General features: G+C 49.9%; 17 protein-coding genes and 1 pseudogene. 12 read left to right on the top strand and 6 right to left on the bottom strand.

Annotated elements, in window-relative coordinates:
• Positions 1-13: 13 nt before the first annotated feature.
• Complete coding sequence (gene lgt, locus AC6R0R_RS10410; RefSeq protein ID WP_334554044.1) at positions 14-835, top strand: prolipoprotein diacylglyceryl transferase; 822 nt, start codon at positions 14-16, stop codon at positions 833-835.
• 9 nt (positions 836-844) lie between these two features.
• Positions 845-1696, top strand: a complete 852-nt coding sequence (locus AC6R0R_RS10405; protein ID WP_500626619.1) for a thymidylate synthase — start codon at positions 845-847, stop codon at positions 1694-1696.
• A gap of 129 nt (positions 1697-1825) precedes the next feature.
• Here the strand turns inward: AC6R0R_RS10405 and AC6R0R_RS10400 are convergent, their stop codons facing one another.
• Positions 1826-2971 (bottom strand): Na/Pi symporter, encoded by a 1146-nt coding sequence (locus tag AC6R0R_RS10400; RefSeq protein WP_487901857.1) that lies wholly within the window; start codon positions 2969-2971, stop codon positions 1826-1828.
• Positions 2972-3380: 409 nt separating this feature from the next.
• On the opposite strand from AC6R0R_RS10400, the gene nhaR reads away from it, so the two are divergent.
• Together nhaR and AC6R0R_RS10390 are read left to right on the top strand one after the other, a co-directional pair.
• A complete protein-coding gene (nhaR, locus tag AC6R0R_RS10395; protein WP_334554050.1) occupies positions 3381-4274 on the top strand; it encodes a transcriptional activator NhaR in 894 nt (297 codons plus the stop codon).
• Between the two features lie 143 nt (positions 4275-4417).
• A complete protein-coding gene (locus AC6R0R_RS10390) occupies positions 4418-4711 on the top strand; it encodes an ArsR/SmtB family transcription factor (protein ID WP_334554121.1) in 294 nt (97 codons plus the stop codon).
• A gap of 101 nt (positions 4712-4812) precedes the next feature.
• Here the strand turns inward: AC6R0R_RS10390 and rpsT are convergent, their stop codons facing one another.
• Entirely contained in the window at positions 4813-5073 is a 261-nt protein-coding gene (rpsT, locus tag AC6R0R_RS10385; RefSeq protein WP_004744855.1) for a 30S ribosomal protein S20, read from the bottom strand.
• A 260-nt stretch (positions 5074-5333) separates the two neighbouring features.
• Between rpsT and murJ the strand changes: the two genes are divergently transcribed.
• The 6 genes from murJ (at position 5334) to ispH (ending at position 12966) form a co-directional block, all read left to right on the top strand.
• Positions 5334-6896 (top strand): murein biosynthesis integral membrane protein MurJ, encoded by a 1563-nt coding sequence (gene murJ / locus AC6R0R_RS10380; protein WP_500626618.1) that lies wholly within the window; start codon positions 5334-5336, stop codon positions 6894-6896.
• Positions 6897-6967: 71 nt separating this feature from the next.
• On the top strand, positions 6968-7903 hold the full coding sequence (gene ribF / locus AC6R0R_RS10375) for a bifunctional riboflavin kinase/FAD synthetase (RefSeq protein WP_500626617.1): 936 nt from the start codon (positions 6968-6970) through the stop codon (positions 7901-7903).
• Positions 7904-7967: 64 nt separating this feature from the next.
• Positions 7968-10814, top strand: a complete 2847-nt coding sequence (ileS, locus tag AC6R0R_RS10370) for an isoleucine--tRNA ligase (protein WP_500626616.1) — start codon at positions 7968-7970, stop codon at positions 10812-10814.
• Positions 10815-10878: 64 nt separating this feature from the next.
• A complete protein-coding gene (gene lspA, locus AC6R0R_RS10365; protein ID WP_500626615.1) occupies positions 10879-11379 on the top strand; it encodes a signal peptidase II in 501 nt (166 codons plus the stop codon).
• 164 nt (positions 11380-11543) lie between these two features.
• Positions 11544-11975 (top strand): FKBP-type peptidyl-prolyl cis-trans isomerase, encoded by a 432-nt coding sequence (gene fkpB / locus AC6R0R_RS10360; protein WP_500626614.1) that lies wholly within the window; start codon positions 11544-11546, stop codon positions 11973-11975.
• 25 nt (positions 11976-12000) lie between these two features.
• Positions 12001-12966: a 4-hydroxy-3-methylbut-2-enyl diphosphate reductase gene (gene ispH / locus AC6R0R_RS10355; protein ID WP_500626613.1), complete on the top strand. Its 966-nt coding sequence runs from the start codon at positions 12001-12003 to the stop codon at positions 12964-12966.
• A 117-nt stretch (positions 12967-13083) separates the two neighbouring features.
• On the opposite strand, the gene AC6R0R_RS10350 is transcribed toward ispH, so the two are convergent.
• A complete protein-coding gene (locus AC6R0R_RS10350; RefSeq protein WP_500626612.1) occupies positions 13084-14568 on the bottom strand; it encodes a carbon starvation CstA family protein in 1485 nt (494 codons plus the stop codon).
• A 244-nt stretch (positions 14569-14812) separates the two neighbouring features.
• On the opposite strand from AC6R0R_RS10350, the gene AC6R0R_RS10345 reads away from it, so the two are divergent.
• Positions 14813-15169, top strand: a complete 357-nt coding sequence (locus tag AC6R0R_RS10345; RefSeq protein WP_487901928.1) for a DUF2799 domain-containing protein — start codon at positions 14813-14815, stop codon at positions 15167-15169.
• A 100-nt stretch (positions 15170-15269) separates the two neighbouring features.
• On the opposite strand, the gene murQ is transcribed toward AC6R0R_RS10345, so the two are convergent.
• Together murQ and AC6R0R_RS10335 are read right to left on the bottom strand one after the other, a co-directional pair.
• Positions 15270-16190: an N-acetylmuramic acid 6-phosphate etherase gene (gene murQ / locus AC6R0R_RS10340; RefSeq protein WP_500626611.1), complete on the bottom strand. Its 921-nt coding sequence runs from the start codon at positions 16188-16190 to the stop codon at positions 15270-15272.
• A gap of 7 nt (positions 16191-16197) precedes the next feature.
• A complete protein-coding gene (locus AC6R0R_RS10335; protein WP_500626610.1) occupies positions 16198-17313 on the bottom strand; it encodes an anhydro-N-acetylmuramic acid kinase in 1116 nt (371 codons plus the stop codon).
• Between the two features lie 86 nt (positions 17314-17399).
• On the opposite strand from AC6R0R_RS10335, the pseudogene nagZ reads away from it, so the two are divergent.
• Positions 17400-18404 (top strand): annotated as a pseudogene (nagZ, locus tag AC6R0R_RS10330) (beta-N-acetylhexosaminidase); the annotation flags it as partial.
• On the opposite strand, the gene btsR reads toward nagZ, so the two are convergent.
• Complete coding sequence (gene btsR, locus AC6R0R_RS10325) at positions 18398-19111, bottom strand: two-component system response regulator BtsR (RefSeq protein WP_500626609.1); 714 nt, start codon at positions 19109-19111, stop codon at positions 18398-18400. The pseudogene nagZ and the gene btsR sit on opposite strands and share 7 nt — an antisense overlap.
• Positions 19112-19158 lie beyond the last annotated feature (47 nt).

Below are 19158 nucleotides of genomic sequence, written 5' to 3'. Positions count from 1 at the left end.
GAGAATCTCTCCTATGTCCCAGGGATATCTAGACTTTCCAAATATTGATCCGGTATTACTCTCCATTGGCCCACTCTCTATCCGTTGGTACGGCTTGATGTACTTGGTGGGATTTGCTTTTGCTCTTTGGCTAGCGAACCGCCGTGCAGATAAGCCCGGTAGTGGCTGGACAAGAGAGCAGGTGTCCGATTTGCTGTTTGCTGGTTTTCTCGGTGTGGTCATTGGTGGCCGAGTTGGCTACGTGCTTTTCTACAACTTTGACCTCTTCCTTCAAGACCCGCTCTATCTGTTTAAAGTATGGACCGGCGGTATGTCATTCCACGGTGGCCTGCTGGGTGTCATTAGCGCGATGTTCTGGTACGCGAAAAAGAACGGTCGAACCTTCTTCGGTGTGGCCGACTTCATCGCCCCGCTGGTGCCGTTTGGTCTCGGTATGGGCCGTTTAGGTAATTTTATGAACAGCGAGCTGTGGGGGCGTGTGACGGATGTGCCTTGGGCGTTTGTCTTCCCAAATGGTGGTCCACTGCCGCGTCACCCGTCTCAGTTATACGAAATGCTGCTCGAAGGCATAGTGCTGTTCTTTATTCTCAACTGGTTTATTAAAAAGCCGCGTCCGCTTGGCGCTGTATCAGGGCTCTTCCTTGCAGGTTATGGTACCTTCCGTTTCTTGGTCGAGTATGTACGTGAGCCTGATGCGCATTTGGGCCTCTTTGGCGGGTTTATCTCTATGGGGCAAATCTTGTCTCTACCAATGGTGATCATTGGTGCCTTGATGGTCGCTTGGGCATATCGACGTGGGCTTTATAAAGATGAATTACCACAACAAACGAAGTAAGGATTGGCTGTGAAACAGTATTTAGATCTTTGTCAGCGCATCGTTGACCAAGGAGAATGGGTAGAAAATGAGCGCACGGGCAAGCGTTGCCTAACGGTGATCAATGCCGATCTCACTTATGATGTGGCGCAAAATGAATTCCCACTCGTGACCACTCGTAAGAGCTTTTGGAAAGCCGCTGTGGCAGAACTGCTTGGATACATCCGAGGGTATGACAATGCCGCTGATTTTCGTCAGTTAGGCACAAAAACTTGGGATGCCAATGCCAACCTAAATACCGCTTGGCTTGAGAACCCTTACCGCAAAGGTGACGATGACATGGGACGCGTCTACGGCGTTCAAGGTCGAGCTTGGGCCAAACCCGATGGCGGTCATATTGATCAGCTGCGAAAAATTGTCGATGACCTGACTCGAGGCGTGGATGATCGCGGTGAAATCCTCAATTTCTATAACCCGGGTGAGTTTCACATGGGCTGCTTACGCCCGTGCATGTACAGCCACCATTTCTCTCTGCTTGGGGATACCTTGTACCTCAACAGCACACAGCGTTCGTGTGATGTGCCGTTGGGCCTGAATTTTAATATGGTTCAAGTGTATGTCTTCTTGGCGATCATGGCGCAAATTACGGGCAAGAAAGCCGGACAAGCCTACCACAAGATTGTCAATGCACACATCTACGAAGACCAGTTAGCCCTAATGCGAGATGTTCAGTTGAAGCGTGAACCTTTGGCCGCGCCCACGTTCCACATCAACCCAGAGATCAAAACCTTGGAAGATTTGGAAACTTGGGTCACCTTGGATGACTTTTGGGTGGAAGGGTATGAGCACCATGACCCAATCCACTATCCGTTTTCAGTATAATATCTATTTTCAGTGCAATAGCTATTCGCACTGCAATGACTAACAAGAAACCAGCGTACTCGCTGGTTTTTTTGTATAAAAAAAGCCCTCAACCGAGGTTGAGGGCTTAGTATGCGATGGCAAGTGTGTTTAGGTTGTCAGTGCAAGGATCGCGCCTGGTAGGACTAAAAATACTGTCACCAAATAGGCGGCGACGACCGCTTTGTTCTTCACCGCCATGTCTGAAATCATGTCGGCGGCTTTGACCGGTAGCTCACGTAAGAACGGAATACCGAAGATGAACACGGTGGCCAATACGTTAAATGCGAGGTGCACCAAGGCAATCTGCAGTGCAAAAACCGCGAACTCACCCGAGGCTGCCGTTGCAGCAAGCAAGGCTGTGATACAAGTACCGATGTTCGCACCCAGAGTGAATGGGTAGACGTCACGGACTTTCAACACGCCAGAGCCTACAAGCGGTACCATCAAGCTGGTCGTAGTAGATGAAGATTGAACCAGTACGGTCACTACAGAGCCAGACACGATGCCGTGGATAGGACCACGACCGATAGCGCTCTTCAAAATCTCACGAGCACGGCCAACCATTAAGCTCTTCATCAATTTACCCATAACGGTAATGGCAACGAAGATGGTCGCAATGCCTAGAACAATCAATAGCACCCCACCCATGGTGTCGCCAAAGGTTGCCAACGGCTCCTTGACGGCATTCACAACAGGCTTAGTGATAGGTTTGATGAAGTTCAAGCCTTTCATGCTCATGTCGCCCGTTGCAAGGAACGGAGAGACCAACCAGTGGGAGATTTTCGCAAGAATGCCAAACATCATTTCCAACGGCAGGAATATCGCAACGGCAAGCAGATTGAAGAAGTCATGAATCGTGGCACTGGCGAATGCACGTTTGAACTCTTCTTTATTGCGAATGTGACCAAGAGAGACCAAGGTGTTGGTGACTGTTGTACCAATGTTGGCACCCATGATCATTGGAATGGCGGTCTCAACAGGCAAACCACCTGCCACCAAACCGACAATAATAGAGGTGACGGTACTTGAGGATTGGATCAAGGCGGTGGCCGTCAAGCCAATCATTAATCCAGCAATAGGGTGTGACGCAAATTCAAATAGGACTTTAGCTTGATCGCCGGTTGCCCATTTAAAGCCGCTACCTACCATAGAAACAGCAAGTAGTAGTAGGTATAACATGAATGCCAAGTTAGCCCAGCGTAACCAGCGAGTCGTACTCGAGATTGGTGCTGCTGTAGTAGTAGCTTGGTTCATAATTTTCTCCGTGGACCGTTTAATACTTATTGGTCGGTTGTTGAAATTGAGGCTGATGTTAGAGAGGAAATATTTCAGTAATATTACATTTCTATGTAATGCGGTCTTTTTTGAGGGATAGCGAGGCTTATCGGTGTAATCCTTACGTTACGATTAGATTAAATTATTGAAAATTATTAATTATTTTTGCATTGATAAAACTGTGCACGAGCGCATTTTTTGACAAAAATTCAGCTGATCGGCTTTTTCTCGTCAGCTTTATGACAGAAGAGTGTCATAAAGTCATTATTAAATTTCGGTATTAGTAGTGAAAATTTAGTGATTGTTCGGTTTTGACGAGTTATTGTTGTCATCAACGAGTTTTGATATAACCCTTATCTATTGTGCGCTTATTGAAGTTGTTTCCCCTATGTCTCATTTGAACTATAACCACCTCTACTATTTTTGGATGGTGTGCAAACAAGGCTCAGTGACGAAAGCTGCAGATGCCTTGTTTTTAACGCCGCAAACGGTCACCGGCCAGATCAAAGCGTTAGAAGAGCGCATGGATGGAAAGTTGACTAAGCGCAACGGACGCAGCATCGAGCCCACTGAACTGGGCCAATTGGTCTATAAGTATGCGGACAGAATGTTTGGTCTAAGCTATGAGATGTTGGATATCGTCAATTACAGCCAACGTTCCAACCTGCTGTTTGATGTGGGAGTAGCGGATGCGCTCTCAAAGCGTTTGGTTAGCAAGATCCTGATGACCACGGTGCCGCAGGACAACAGTATTCATTTACGCTGCTTTGAATCGACGCATGAAATGTTGCTTGAGCAATTGTCGCAGCACAAGTTGGATATGATTTTGTCTGATTGCCCGGTGGACTCAAGTCAAAGTCCAGGTCTGTACAGTAAAAAGTTGGGTGAGTCCAAGATGAGCTTTTTCTGCAGTGGCCAAGTGGCTGGGGCGAGTTTTCCCAGTGTGTTAGAGCATCGAAAACTGCTGATCCCCGGTAGTCGCACGGCAATGGGGCGCAAAGTGCTGCAATGGTTTGATCGTCAGGGTTTACAACCGAATATTTTGGGCGAGTTTGATGACGCTGCGCTCATGAAGGCGTTTGCTCGTTATCATCAAGACGTGATCTTTTTGGCGCCTTCTTTATATGTCTCGGAAGTGGATAGCGATCTGCCGCTGCAACACATCGGCGATATTGAGGAGCTAAAAGAAGAGTACTACGTGATATTTGCTGAGCGAATGATTCAACATCCAGCGGTGAAAAATGTGTGTGACGCAGATTTCAATTCTTTGTTTAATTTATAACCTTACCTAAATGAGAATAGATTACTGTTCTTATTTAGATTACTATCAGCAGCCTGCGGCAAATAGGCCGAAACAGCGATAAAAGAGTATCACGTGCGGGAAGTGAGGGCTTCTTTGCTCATCGGGTTTAGGGGTAGGTAGTGATGAATCTGGAAGAGATGGAAAAGAACTCTGCTCAAGCAGTTGTCTTACTCAAAGCGATGGCGAACGAAAGACGTTTGCAGATTTTGTGTCTTTTGCATAACCAAGAGCTGTCGGTTGGGGAGCTATCCGCGCAGTTGCAGCTAAGTCAGTCTGCGTTATCTCAGCACTTAGCGTGGCTACGTCGTGATGAACTCGTGGTGACGCGCAAAGAAGCGCAGACGGTGTATTACACTCTTCACAGCGAAGAAGTGAAGAAGATGATCGAGCTGTTGCACCATCTTTACTGTTCTTGATGCATGGCTTACCACAAGAACTGGTGTAAGGTTCGACAAATTTCAGATATAAAAAAACCGGCAATAGCCGGTTTTTTCTTCACTGGGAAATCAGAGTTCTATTATAGAGCTTTGATTGCAGCAGCGAAACGAGACTTATGACGAGCAGCTTTATTCTTGTGAATAAGGCCTTTAGTTGCCATGCGGTCTAGGATTGGTGTAACTGCAGCAAATGCTTCAGTTGCAGCAGCTTTGTCGCCTGCTTCGATAGCAGCAACAGTTTTCTTCATGTAAGTGCGCATCATAGAACGACGGCTAGCGTTGTGCTGGCGACGTTTCTCAGCTTGGATAGCGCGCTTCTTAGCAGATTTACTATTTGCCAAGGGTCTAACTCCCAAAAACTTTAGTTCGGTGACAATTTAAGGGCGAGGAATATCCCTCATTTGCGCCTAAATGTCAAATGATTTGTGCAAAAACCCATCGCAGCCAAACAAATTTTGGATTAGAAAGGTCTTCACGGTTAAGATGGCGGGGATTCTATCAGTATTTTTTTTTCAATGCTAATACTAATCTGCTCTCAATGAGTTATTCCCTAATAACCCAAGCACTGAATTGTTAGTATGAGCGAGTTCTTGAGGTAGTCGTGAGTAAACGTCTCTTAAAATCAGGCATGATTGTCAGTGCTATGACATTGATTTCTCGAGTGTTGGGCCTTGTACGTGACGTAGTGGTCGCAAACTTGATGGGGGCAGGAGCGAGTGCGGATGTCTTCTTCTTCGCCAATAAAATTCCCAACTTTTTACGCCGACTCTTTGCTGAGGGCGCATTTTCTCAAGCCTTTGTACCGGTATTGACCGAATATCACGCCAGTGGTGATGAGGAGAAAACCCGTCAACTGATTGCTCGCGCGGCCGGAACGCTCGGCGTCATTGTTTCCATTGTCACACTGCTCGGTGTGTTGGGCTCGGGTGTTGTCACGGCTCTGTTTGGTTTTGGCTGGTTTCTTGATTGGCTGAGTGGCGGACCATCGGCGGAAAAATTTGAGCTGGCCAGTCTGATGCTCAAAATTACCTTTCCTTATTTATGGTTCATCACCTTTGTTGCGCTGTCTGGCGCGATCCTCAATACGCTCGGTAAGTTTGCGGTCTCCTCTTTTACCCCGGTGTTTCTCAATGTGATGATCATCGCTTCGGCGTGGTGGATCGCCCCTCAATTGGCGCAGCCTGAAATTGGCCTGGCGATTGGGGTGTTCTTGGGCGGTCTAGTCCAGTTTCTTTTTCAACTGCCGTTTCTTATTAAAGCCGGTGTGATGGTCAAGCCCAAGTGGGGATGGCGTGATCCCGGGGTCGTGAAAATTCGCACCCTGATGATCCCTGCGCTCTTTGGGGTATCGGTCAGTCAAATCAACTTGTTGTTTGATACCTTTATTGCCAGTTTTCTTCAAACAGGCTCGATCAGTTGGCTTTACTATTCGGATCGATTGCTGGAATTTCCTCTCGGCCTGTTTGGCATTGCCATTGCGACCGTTATTTTGCCGGCGCTATCTCGCAAACACGTTGACGAGCAGCGTGAAGGGTTTGCCCACACCATGGATTGGGGGGTAAGAATGGTCACGCTACTTGGGATCCCGGCAATGCTAGGGTTGATGGTGCTGGCCAAACCGATGCTGATGGTGCTGTTTATGCGCGGTGAGTTTTCGGCGCAAGACGTCCAGTTCGCCTCGCTGTCGCTGGTGGCGTATGCATCAGGGTTGCTGAACTTCATGCTTATCAAGGTGTTAGCTCCTGGTTACTACTCGCGTCAAGATACCAAAACGCCGGTCAAATACGGCATCATCGCCATGGTCTCCAACATGGTGTTTAACGCCATTTTTGCTTGGCTTTATGGTTATGTGGGCCTTGCTATGGCGACCGCGCTCTCTGCGTTTGTCAATATGGCGCTGCTCTACCGAGGCTTGCATCGCGCGGGGGTCTATCAATTGACCAGTAGAACGTGGTGGTTTGTTGGCAAGCTTATCGTTGCCGGCGGTTTGATGGTCGCGGCGATAAGCTCACAACTGGAAAGCATGTCGGTGTGGCTGGAGTGGAGTCTTAGTGACAGAGTGGTGTCACTGGCGTTGTTAATCGGTCTTGGCGCAGGGGTTTACCTATTGTCACTACTGGTGATGGGCGTGCGAGCAAAAGATTTAAAAGCAGCGACAGAGTAACGCGGATTAGTATATAATCCGTCAGTTTCACGCTTTAGTAATCACAAATACACAGGTTTTATCAACGTCCAATGGAATTAATTCGAGGGATTCATAACATCAAAGCCCAGCATTATGGGTGTGTGTTGACGATAGGAAACTTCGACGGCGTACATTTAGGCCATCAGGCTGTGCTGCGTCAAGTGTCACAACAATCGAGCATGCTAGGCTTGCCGTCAACCGTGATGACTTTTGACCCGCAACCATTGGAGTTGTTTGCCAAGCACAATGCGCCAGCGCGTTTAACGCGTCTGCGTGACAAATTTGTCCAGTTAAGCAAATTGGGCCTTGAGCGACTGCTATGCGTGAACTTTAATCAAGAGTTTGCCAACCTGACGGCTGACGAGTTTATTAGCGACTTGTTGGTCAAGCGTTTGGGTGTTAAGTTTCTGGTCGTAGGCGATGATTTTTGCTTCGGTCGCGGGCGTCTTGGTAACTTTGAGATGCTGAAACAAGCGGGTAAAACCCTCGGTTTTGAAGTGGTGAGTACGCAAAGCTTTTGTCTGCAAACCGACCGTGTCAGCAGCACCTTGATTCGTGATGCGCTTGCCAAAGATGACTTAGCGCTTGCCGCGACGATGCTTGGACGCGATTACAGTATTAGTGGGCGTGTATCCCACGGCCGAAAATTGGGAAGAACGATAGGCTTTCCTACCGCAAATATCCCTTTGAAACGTTGCGTATCGCCGGTCTCTGGCGTGTACGTCGTTGAGGCGCTAGGTCTAGGCCCACAGCCGATTGGCGGCGTGGCCAACATAGGCAATCGCCCGACCGTCAACGGAGTTCGGCAACAACTCGAAGTGCATTTATTCGACTTTCAAGCCAACTTGTATGGCAAACAGTTAGAAATCGTACTTTTACATAAGCTGCGCAATGAGCATAAATTTGAGTCATTCGACGCTTTAAAACAACAAATTGAATTCGATGCTGAGGCAGCAAGGGTGTGGCTGCCTCAGCACAACCGCTAAACGGTTTAGTCCACCGTTTGGCCTAATGTCTAACTTTCGCCCAACACAACGGAATTAAGAATCGATGAGTGAGTATAAAGATACCCTGAACCTTCCTGAAACAGGGTTTCCAATGCGCGGCAACCTGGCGAACCGTGAGCCAGAAATGCTCGAGCGTTGGTATAAAGAAGACCTTTACGGTGAAATCCGTAAAGCGAAGAAAGGCAAAAAATCTTTCGTTCTACACGATGGCCCTCCATACGCCAACGGTGACATTCATATTGGTCACGCACTAAACAAGATTCTTAAAGACATTATTATTAAATCGAAGACGCTTTCCGGCTTCGATGCGCCTTATATCCCTGGCTGGGACTGCCACGGTCTACCCATTGAATTGATGGTAGAAAAGAAAGTGGGTAAGCCTGGGCAAAAAGTATCGGCGGCAGAGTTCCGTGACAAGTGTCGTCAATACGCACAGGGCCAAGTAGAAGGTCAAAAAGAGAGCTTTAAGCGCTTAGGCATCATGGGTGAGTGGGACAAACCATACCGCACCATGGACTTTGCGACAGAAGCAAACATCATTCGCGCGTTGGGTAAGATCGCCGACAACGGCCATCTGCTAAAAGGCTTTAAACCGGTTCACTGGTGTACAGACTGTGGCAGTGCGCTCGCGGAAGCAGAAGTGGAATACAAAGACAAAGTCTCTCCTTCTATTGACGTGCGCTTTAAAGCGGCGGATGAAGCTGCACTGCTGTCGAAGTTTAACCTCAATGAAGGCCACGAAGGCGAAGGTGAGATTTCGATTGTTATTTGGACGACCACGCCGTGGACGTTGCCGGCGAACCGCGCGGTGTGTCTACGTGACGATCTAGAGTATGTCCTTATTCAAGTTGAAGGCGAAACAAAAGAGCGCATCATCGTCGCTGCTGAATTGGCGAAAGACGTGATGGACCGTGCTGGTATCGAGCATTTCCACAACCTAGGCTTTGCGAAAGGTGCGGATCTTGAACTGACTCAATTCCAACATCCGTTCTACGATTTCACTGTGCCAGCTATCCTTGGCGATCACGTGACCACTGAGTCGGGTACGGGTGTGGTACACACTGCGCCTGGCCACGGTCAAGAAGACTTCGCTGTGGGTAACAAGTACAACCTAGAAGTGGCAAACCCAGTAGGTTCAAACGGTGTTTACCTACCGGACACCGAGCTTTTTGCCGGCCAACACGTCTTCAAAGCGAACGATGCCGTGGTGGAAACGCTGAAAGAGAAAGGCGCACTTCTTCATCACCATGCTTACGAGCACAGTTACCCACACTGCTGGCGTCATAAAACGCCCATCATCTTCCGCGCAACTCCACAGTGGTTTGTGTCGATGGATCAAGCAGGTCTGCGTGCTAAAGCGCTGGAATCCATCAAGGGTGTTGAGTGGATGCCAGAGTGGGGGCAAAGCCGTATTGAAGGCATGATTGAAGGTCGTCCGGAGTGGTGTATCTCTCGTCAACGTACTTGGGGTGTGCCTATCGCTCTGTTTGTACATAAAGAGACCGCAGAGCTTCATCCAAATTCGATTGAACTGGTTGAGAAAGTCGCTCAGCTTGTTGAACAGAAAGGCATTCAGGCTTGGTGGGATCTGGAGATTTCAGAGCTACTTGGCGAAGAAGCAGATCACTACGAAAAAGTACTGGATACGCTAGACGTATGGTTCGACTCTGGTGTCACGCACTACTCAGTGGTTGATGCCCGTGAAGAGTACAACGGCAACAGTGCAGACCTTTACCTTGAAGGTTCAGACCAGCACCGTGGTTGGTTCCAGTCTTCACTGATTTCATCGATTGCGATGAAAGGCGAAGCGCCATACAAACAAGTATTGACGCACGGTTTCGTGGTTGACGGCCAAGGCCGTAAAATGTCGAAATCCATCGGTAACGTTGTGGCACCGAAAGATGTGACCAACAAACTGGGTGCAGATATTCTGCGTCTGTGGGTCGCATCGACAGATTACACGGGTGAAGTGGCGGTTTCAGACGAAATTCTAAAACGCTCGGCGGATGCTTACCGTCGTATTCGTAACACCGCGCGTTTCTTTTTAGCGAACCTCAGTGGCTTTAACCCAGCGACAGACATTGTGCCAGCAGAAGAGATGGTGGCACTGGACCGTTGGGCTGTGGGTCGCGCATTGGCGGCGCAAGAAGAGATTGTCAAAGCGTACGGCGAGTACAACACGCACGCGGTGACACAGCGTCTGATGCAGTTCTGTTCTATCGAGATGGGTTCATTCTACCTAGACGTGATTAAAGACCGTCAATACACGGCGAAACGTGGTGGTCACGCTCAACGCAGCTGTCAGACGGCGCTGTACTACATCGTCGAAGCCTTGGTTCGTTGGATGGCACCGATCATGTCATTCACTGCCGATGAAATTTGGAATGAAATGCCAAGTGCTTTGCCAAGCGGTGAGTCACGCGACAAGTTCGTCTTTACCGGCGAATGGTTTGATGGCCTGTTTGGTCTTGCACAAGGTGAAGAGCTCAACAACGCGTTTTGGGCGGACATTCAAGCCGTTCGTGGTAGCGTGAACAAGCTGCTTGAAGATGCACGTAAAGAGAAAACCATCGGTGGTTCATTACAAGCGGAAGTTACGCTGTTCGCAGACGACGCGTTAGCCGCGAAAATCAATAAGCTGGAAGATGAACTTCGATTCGTACTCCTGACCTCTGCTGCTGTAGTGAAACCACTGAGCGAGAAAAGCGATGCGGCGCAAGCAACAGAGCTGGATGGTTTGTTCGTTGAAGTGCATGCCACTGATGCGAAGAAGTGCGATCGCTGTTGGCACCACACGCCAGACGTGGGCACGATTGCGGGTCACGAAGCCATTTGTGGTCGCTGTGTCTCCAACGTAGAAGGCGATGGTGAAACGCGTAAATTCGCGTAATTCATTGAACTTTAAGTCAAATAAACAGCCCCAGTATACACTGGGGCTGTTTTTAGGTAAGAGCATGAGTGAGCACGCATTGACATTAAAACAATCCGGCCTGCGCTGGCTGTGGTTGGCATTGGTGATTTTTGTCGCAGACATTGCGATTAAATTGTTGGTGATGGATAACATGGGGTATGGCTGGGCAAATCGTATCGAAGTCTTACCCTTCTTCAATCTTCTTTACGTTCACAATTATGGCGCGGCATTCAGTTTCTTGAGTGATCAGGCTGGCTGGCAGCGCTGGTTCTTTACTGCGATCGCTGTGATAGTGACGGGGCTACTTAGCTACTGGATGAGCAAACTGCCGAGCACAGAAAAGTGGAACAACATCGCCTACGCGCTGATTATTGGCGGCGCGGTGGGGAACGTTTTTGATCGTGTAGTCCACGGCTTTGTGGTCGATTATCTCGATTTCTTCTGGGGTAATTACCATTGGCCTGCGTTCAACCTGGCAGACAGTGCCATTTGCATTGGCGCCGCGATGATCATTTTGGACGGTTTTCGGAGCAAAAAGAGCTAAGCATGAGTCGTAAAGATCTGTGACATCAATAACCTTAGGCGTCGTCCGTTGATTCGAGCGGCGCTTTTTACTATAACTGGACGCAGAGCTAGGAACTGGACGCAGAACGAGAAAAGTGGTCGCAGAGTGAGACCGAAGAATGACAATAACAAGGAAGCCGTAACGTGATGACAATCGCCCAAGACAGCGCAGTAACGCTGCACTTTACCATCAAGATGAAAGATGGCTCTGTTGCCGACAGTACCCACAACATGGGTAAGCCCGCCAAGTTAGTGATTGGTGATGGCAGTTTGAGTGATAATTTTGAGCAATGTTTGCTTGGTCTCAAGCAAGGGGACAGCAAATCGATAGAGCTCGCCGCCGGCGATGCGTTTGGCGTGCCCAATCCAGATAACATTCATCACATGGACCGAACCAAATTCGTCGGCGATGCCGAAGTTGAAGTGGGCACCATCATGGCATTTTCAGGCCCAGATGGCATGGAAATCCCCGGCATTATCACTGAAATCGCGGGCGACTCCGTCACGGTAGATTTTAACCACCCATTAGCTGGGCAAGATGTGACTTTTGAAGTTGAAATTTTATCAGTAGAATAACCGCCCAATTGAAGACGATGACTCGATGAGCAATGAAATGAAAATTCTGTTAGCGAACCCCCGTGGCTTTTGTGCTGGTGTTGATCGCGCAATCAGCATAGTTGAGCGTGCATTGGAGATGTATCAACCGCCAATCTACGTTCGCCATGAAGTGGTACACAACCGATTTGTGGTTGAAGGCTTAAAGCAACGTGGGGCCGTCTTCGTTGAAGAGCTGAGTGAAGTGCCTGACGACAACATCGTCATCTTCTCCGCTCACGGCGTGTCGCAAGCGGTACGCAAAGAGGCCAAAGAACGTGCTCTGACTGTGTTTGATGCCACCTGTCCTTTGGTGACAAAAGTCCATATGGAAGTGGCGAGAGCGAGCCGCAAGAACATGGAAGTGGTGCTCATCGGCCACGCCGGTCACCCTGAAGTGGAAGGCACCATGGGCCAGTATGCCAGTCAAACAGGGGGTATGTACCTAGTTGAGACCCCAAGTGATGTGATGGCGTTGAAGGCGAAAGTCAAAGACCCTTCGCATCTTCACTATGTCAGCCAAACCACCTTATCGGTGGATGAAACCGCCGATGTGATTGATGAGCTGCGTCGCGTGTTTCCCGATATTCAAGGGCCGCGCAAAGACGACATCTGCTACGCAACCCAGAACCGCCAAGATGCGGTGCGTGAAATGGCACAAGATGTCGATGTGGTGATTGTTGTCGGCTCGAAAAACTCCTCGAACTCCACTCGCCTCAAAGAGTTGGCGGAAAAGCTGGGTACCCCTGGTTACTTGACCGATTGCCCTGAAGATGTGCAGCCGCAATGGTTAGAAGGTAAAGCGAAAGTCGGCGTCACGGCCGGGGCATCAGCCCCTGAAGAGTTGGTGAACCAAATCCTTGAGCGGATTAAGGCCCTTGGCGGCGCAAAAGAGATCGAAGAGATCCAAGGCCGTGAAGAGAACATGTTCTTTGAAGTGCCGAAAGAGTTGCAGATCAAACAAGTTGATTAAGGCAACGGACGGCTCTCGCGCTAGTCAAATCACCTGCAAAATAATTAAGGCTCCCAATGGGAGCCTTTTCTTTGGCTGGCCATTCAGACCAGCAGTGCGAAGCGAAGGTGGATTGAATTAGGCAGTCTTGGTGACGGTTTGCGGCGTTTCTTCATCCGCAAGCTCAGATTCCCCTTTTCCTTTTGAGGTTTTAATCACGTACACGGTCACGGCCAGTGCGAATAGGATACCCGCAATGGTAGAGACTTGAATCGGCAGACCAAAGCCTAGCGTACTGTTGTTTAAGATAAAGGTGACACATACCGTGGTCATGAAGACCGCTGGTACTGTGGTAATCCAGTGCAGTTTGTTGTGACGAAGCAGATACGCCGACGCTGTCCAAAGCATCATCACCGCAGTGGTTTGGTTTGCAAAACCGAAGTAGCGCCAGATGATACCGAAGTCTACTTGAGTCAACACGCCACCAATCACGAACAGAGGCAAGGCCATCAGTAGGCGGTTGCGTAGTGTTTTCTGTTCCATGTTGAAGTACTCAGCCAAGATCAGACGGCTCGAACGAAACGCAGTGTCACCGGAAGTGATAGGCAGAATCACCACACCTAGGAAGGCGATGATGCCACCAAAGACGCCAAGCAGACCAAAAGAGGCGCTGTAGACAACGTTACCTGGGCCACCGTTTTTCACTGCTTCTGACAGTGACTCTAGCGAACCGAAGAATGAAAGCGCAATCGCACACCAGATGAGGGCAATCACACCTTCACCGATCATGGCTCCGTAGAAAACAAAGCGACCGTTTCTCTCGTTTTCCATACAACGTGCCATCAGTGGTGACTGAGTGGCGTGGAAACCTGAAATAGCGCCGCATGCGATGGTGATAAACAGTGCAGGCCAGAGCGGCATGTCATTCGGGTTGAGGTTGCTAAGCATGTCAGAGACTTGGAAATCACCCATGACGGTGTGCTCGCTAGAGAAGGCGATTGCTGTCATGAGACCGACAGACATAAAGATAAGCAGCGCGCCGAACAGTGGGTAGAAACGACCAATGATCTTATCGACCGGAACGATAGTCGCGATGATGTAGTAGGCGAAAATCGCAATCACCATGGTCGTCATGCTGACGCTGAGGCTGGTTTGGTCGTTGATCAAATTGGTGATCATACCGGCTGGCGCAGAAACGAAGACCACACCTACAAGCAGCAATAAGACAATGGCAAAAATGTTCATGAAATGTTTGGCGCCATTACCTAGGTAGCGACCGGTAATCGTCGGTACGGAAGCACCGCCATTACGAATCGACAGCATACCTGAGAAGTAGTCATGGACAGCGCCGGCGAAGATACAACCGATGACAATCCACAGCATCGCAGCCGGGCCGTACAGCGCGCCCATGATCGGACCAAAAATCGGGCCGACACCAGCGATATTAAGAAGTTGGACTAGATAAACTTTAGGGGTGGACATGGCCACATAGTCGACACCGTCCGCTTTGGTATGGGCTGGCGTCTGACGCTTTTCATTGATTCCGAATACTTTTTCGACGAAAGTGCCGTAGATAAAGTACCCGCCGATGAGTGCGGCGACACAGGTTAAAAACCACAACATAGCTCGTTCCTTAGTGTTAGTTTTATTGATACACCCTGTATGTTACTCCGCTGTTTGGCGAGTTTCGTGTGCTGGTTAGGTCAGTGGTTGTTTGGTGAGTTAAGTGGTCTGTATGGGTAATGAGTGGTTTTTTCGCGGCGGGAGTGGCTATTTATCGGCTTTAGTGGTGTAGTAGGTGTGTCTAGCTACTAATAATCAATCATCAAAAAGAACAATCAATCATCAAAAAGGATATCGAGTGAGAATCGGACTGACGACGCTTTTCAGTGTCACTTCATTCAGTGCTATCGCGCTACTCATTGGTTGCAGTGCGTCTGTGGAACAGCTTGCCCAGCAGGGCGATTGGTATGAAATCGGCTATCAAGATGGTGTGCGAGGGAATAGCCAACGCACGCTCAAAGAGCTGTCTAGCTTGGGCGTCGTTAAACAGCACGATTACGATCAAGGCTATGGCGAGGGTGTACAAGAGTACTGTAACCCCAATTTTGCTTACCAGATTGGATTATCAGGCCAATATTACCAAGGTGCCTGTGAAGGCACCGAGTTTGCCCAGCAGTTTCGCATGGAGTGGAAGAGAGGCTGGGACGAATACAATAATTGATGATGGATAAGCAAGGCTCATCCACGATCGAGTGCACCGAGTTTACTCTTACATTCAATAATCCTTTACTGAATCGCCCTTTACTGAATAACCCTGCGCGCTACTGGTGTTTCTCGACGGCCGCGCGCAGAAAGCCTTGTTGGTGATGCAACTGCTCACGAGCCTCTTGAATACCCAGCCCAGTTAGAATCATTAAAATGGCCAGTTTGACATCAAATTCGGTCTCTTCGAGCGTACTTGTGGCCTGTGCTTTATCACAATCTGTCGCTTGCATGACGATGCGTGTCGCTCGCGCTAGCAACTTCTTGTTGGTGGCTTTTACGTCTACCATCAAATTCTGATAGCTTTTTCCAAGTCGGATCATACTGGCGGTGGTCAGCATATTGAGCACCAGCTTTTGCGCCGTGCCGGATTTCAGGCGCGTTGAACCCGTCAGCGCTTCTGGCCCCACGACTGGGCTTATCGCAATCTCTGCGATCTCTGCGATGGGGGAGTCAGGATTGCAAGAGAGTGCAACGGTCGTTGCGCCTAACTCATTGGCGTAGCTCAGCGCTCCAATGACGTAAGGTGTGCGACCACTGGCAGCAATGCCCACCACCACATCATCTGGAGTTAAGTTGAGGGATTGCAAGTCACTCTTGCCAAGCTGCGGGTCATCTTCCGCACCTTCTTTGGCTTTAAACATGGCGTCTTGGCCGCCTGCAATTAAGCCGATCACCATCTGATCCGATACGCCAAAGGTGGGTGGGCATTCGGAGGCATCAAGCACACCAAGGCGGCCACTGGTACCCGCGCCCAAATAGATCAATCGGCCGCCGACTTGAAACGCCTCGACGATTTTGTCGACCGCTTGAGCCACCTCGGGCAGCACTTTCTCCACGGCAAGCGGTACGCTCTTATCTTGTTGGTTTAAGCGTTTGACGATTTCAATCGACGGTTGCAGGTCAATGTCCATGGTGTCAGGGTTGCGCCCTTCAGACACAAGATGAGACAAGGCGGCAATCAAAGCATCGTTAGTCATAGTGTTCCTATTTTTCTGCCCAGTACATCACGCCAAGCGAGGCTGAGCGCTGAGCACCGGTGACATCGGGTAAATTACTCGGTAATCCATGTAGGCGGCGATAGGCTAGCCAAGCAAACGCCATCGCTTCCATATTATCACTGTCGACCCCTTTATCGCTTGTGGAGCACACTTGCCATTGTGGCAATAAGGCGGCCAGTCTGCGCATCAACAGCGGATTGCGAACACCGCCGCCGCACACCAGCAACTCAGGATGGGGGCCTTCTGCGTATCGTGTGACTTCATTGGCAATGCTAACGGCGGTGAACTCACACAACGTACGCTGCACGTCTTCGGTGGGCAGTGAAAAAGGAGTGAGTTGTGCCATCAGCCAAGGCAGGTTGTAATGTTCTCGCCCGGTACTTTTCGGGGCAGGTTGGGTGAGGTAGGGATCGGTTAGTAAAGCGTCAAGTAAAGGGGGATGTACCTGACCTTGCTGTGCCCATTGCGCGTCTTTATCAAATGGGGCGCCGCGATGTTTGTCACACCACGCATCCATCAACATGTTGCCCGGCCCGGTATCGTAACCGATGACGGGTTTGCCTGGCCGAATCAGCGAAATATTGGCGATGCCGCCGATGTTGAGAACCGCTACGCTAGAATCTGTCACAGGAAACAGGGCTTGGTGAAAAGCCGGCACCAAGGGCGCGCCTTGCCCACCGAGCGCCATGTCTTTTCGACGGAAATCGGCGATCGTGTCGATACCCGTTTTGGCTGCAATGATATGGGCGTCTCCGAGCTGGGTGGTAAAGGGAGTCGGGCCGCTGGGTTGATGAAACACGGTTTGACCGTGATTGCCAATCGCAGCGATGTCACGGGCTTTAGTGCCAGATTTCGCTAAGAGCGCCAGCGCTGCATCGGCATAAAGGTGGCCTAACTGATGGTCGAGCGCACCAATCTCGTCTAATCGGGTCGGCTGACCAAGGCACATCGCCAGTACTTTTTGGCGTAGATGGTCAGGGTAGGGGTAGTCGAGCGCATCGCGCAGCGTGACACTTTGGTCATCAATCTCTACAAGGGCACAGTCCACACCGTCCAGGCTCGTGCCTGACATGATCCCGATATATAACGCTTTTTCGCTCATGGTCAAATTTTCGCTTCGCCGACATGCTTTCCATTGTAAACCGAGAATAATCCTAATACTCTCGGCAGCATAGAGAAAAATACCATGGGCTGGAGTCAATTGACATGGGACCATTATGGCTAGATGTGGCGGGGTACGAACTGACCGCTGAAGACCGAGAAATTTTGCGTCACCCTACCGTCGGGGGCGTGATTCTGTTCACACGCAATTATCACGATAGCGAGCAGTTACAAGCACTGACCGCGTCTATCCGACAGGCGGCGAAACGACCTATCTTGATTGGCGTGGACCAAGAAGGGGGCCGCGTACAGCGTTTTCGCGATGGGTTCTCTTCCATTCCCCCCGCTCAAGCGTACGCCGAGCATAAGAATGGGGAGCAACTGGCCCGTTGGGGCGGCTGGCTGATGGCCGCTGAATTGATCGCGCACGATATCGATTTAAGTTTCGCGCCAGTTCTGGATAAAGGGCATGAATGCCGTGCGATTGGTAACCGGGCGTTCGGTGACGATGTGGAGAGCGTCATTCGTCATAGCCGAGCGTTTATGCAGGGGATGAAGACGCTAGGTATGGCCACGACAGGCAAACACTTCCCAGGCCATGGTGGTGTGATTGCTGACTCTCATCTTGAAACACCGATTGATGAGCGCAGTTCGATTTTTGAACTCGATATGCAAGTCTTTAAGGCGCACATCGACGCTGGAGTATTGGATGCCATGATGCCGGCGCACGTGATCTACCCTCACTATGACGATCAGCCCGCCAGCGGTTCACGTTATTGGTTGCAGCAGGTATTGCGTCAGCAACTGGGCTTTGATGGCATTGTCTTTTCTGATGATTTGACTATGGAAGGCGCAGCGGTTATGGGGGGGCCTGCACAGCGCGCGCAGCAATCGCTTCAAGCGGGTTGCGATATGGTTTTGGTGTGCAACCAGCGCGATGCACAAGTGCAAGTATTGGATGGCTTGACCATTCAGGCAGTGCCTAAGGCGCACACGCTACTTAAAACCCAGCGATTTACGCTCAGCGAACTGACCCGGAGTGATGAGTGGAAGCAAGCCTCCGAGGCCATGAAGCGCATGCTGGATCAGTGAAAACCGAGCCGCTCTTTGAGTGTTTTTAAATAGCGGCGGCTGACTGGAATCGGGTAACCGCTAACGGTGTAGATCTCCGCAAGGCCGTTTTCGAGCAACTTGATCTCCTTAATGGTTTTCAAGTTGACGAGAAACTGGCGATGACAGCGTACCAGCGGGGTTTTTTCTTCCAGCACCTTTAACGTCAATTGAGAGGTCGCTTTTTGATGCCGAGTTTGTACATGGACGCCCGAAATATCGCTATACGCAAATTCGACCTCGTGCGTTGGGACGATCACGATGCGGTTCAAACCGATACAGGGAATTTGACTCAGTGCCTCAGGCGCCAAAGCGGACGGGAGCGGGCGGGGCTCTGTGTGTTTAAGTCGTTTGATGGTTTTTCCCAAACGACAGGGCTCAACGGGCTTGAGTAAGTAGTCAAACGCATTGTCCTCAAACGCTTGAATGGCAAACTCATCATACGCGGTGACAAATACCACCTTGGGCATGGTGTCGGGGTCGAGCATGCTCAAAAGCTCAATCCCTGTGATTTGCGGCATTTGAATGTCGAGAAAGATCACATCTGGCCTCAATTGGTTGATCTTCTTTAGCCCCTCAATGGCATTGCTTGCTTCACCTATGACGCTCACACATTCCGTTTCTTCAAGCAATTGGGTCAGCTCTTCGCGGGCAAATCGCTCGTCATCAATGACTAGTGCTGTCAGCATGTATCGTCCTTACTCATCAATCCGCATTACTTATCAATCCGCATCGG

Source organism: Vibrio sp. R12-SW3-ISO1, from assembly GCF_059834005.1.
Note: the sequence above shows the minus strand (reverse complement) of the source record. Positions and strands in the feature narration are given on the sequence as shown.

What these genes read in the sequence shown, in the direction of transcription:
- AC6R0R_RS10335 (WP_500626610.1), bottom strand. Translation starts at nt 17,313, where the DNA reads ATGAGCGAAAAAGCGTTATATATCGGGATCATGTCAGGCACGAGCCTG.
- murQ (WP_500626611.1), bottom strand. Translation starts at nt 16,190, where the DNA reads ATGACTAACGATGCTTTGATTGCCGCCTTGTCTCATCTTGTGTCTGAA.
- lgt (WP_334554044.1), top strand. Translation starts at nt 14, where the DNA reads ATGTCCCAGGGATATCTAGACTTTCCAAATATTGATCCGGTATTACTC.
- AC6R0R_RS10400 (WP_487901857.1), bottom strand. Translation starts at nt 2,971, where the DNA reads ATGAACCAAGCTACTACTACAGCAGCACCAATCTCGAGTACGACTCGC.
- AC6R0R_RS10390 (WP_334554121.1), top strand. Translation starts at nt 4,418, where the DNA reads ATGAATCTGGAAGAGATGGAAAAGAACTCTGCTCAAGCAGTTGTCTTA.
- nhaR (WP_334554050.1), top strand. Translation starts at nt 3,381, where the DNA reads ATGTCTCATTTGAACTATAACCACCTCTACTATTTTTGGATGGTGTGC.
- btsR (WP_500626609.1), bottom strand. Translation starts at nt 19,111, where the DNA reads ATGCTGACAGCACTAGTCATTGATGACGAGCGATTTGCCCGCGAAGAG.
- ispH (WP_500626613.1), top strand. Translation starts at nt 12,001, where the DNA reads ATGAGCAATGAAATGAAAATTCTGTTAGCGAACCCCCGTGGCTTTTGT.
- ribF (WP_500626617.1), top strand. Translation starts at nt 6,968, where the DNA reads ATGGAATTAATTCGAGGGATTCATAACATCAAAGCCCAGCATTATGGG.
- lspA (WP_500626615.1), top strand. Translation starts at nt 10,879, where the DNA reads ATGAGTGAGCACGCATTGACATTAAAACAATCCGGCCTGCGCTGGCTG.
- ileS (WP_500626616.1), top strand. Translation starts at nt 7,968, where the DNA reads ATGAGTGAGTATAAAGATACCCTGAACCTTCCTGAAACAGGGTTTCCA.
- AC6R0R_RS10350 (WP_500626612.1), bottom strand. Translation starts at nt 14,568, where the DNA reads ATGTTGTGGTTTTTAACCTGTGTCGCCGCACTCATCGGCGGGTACTTT.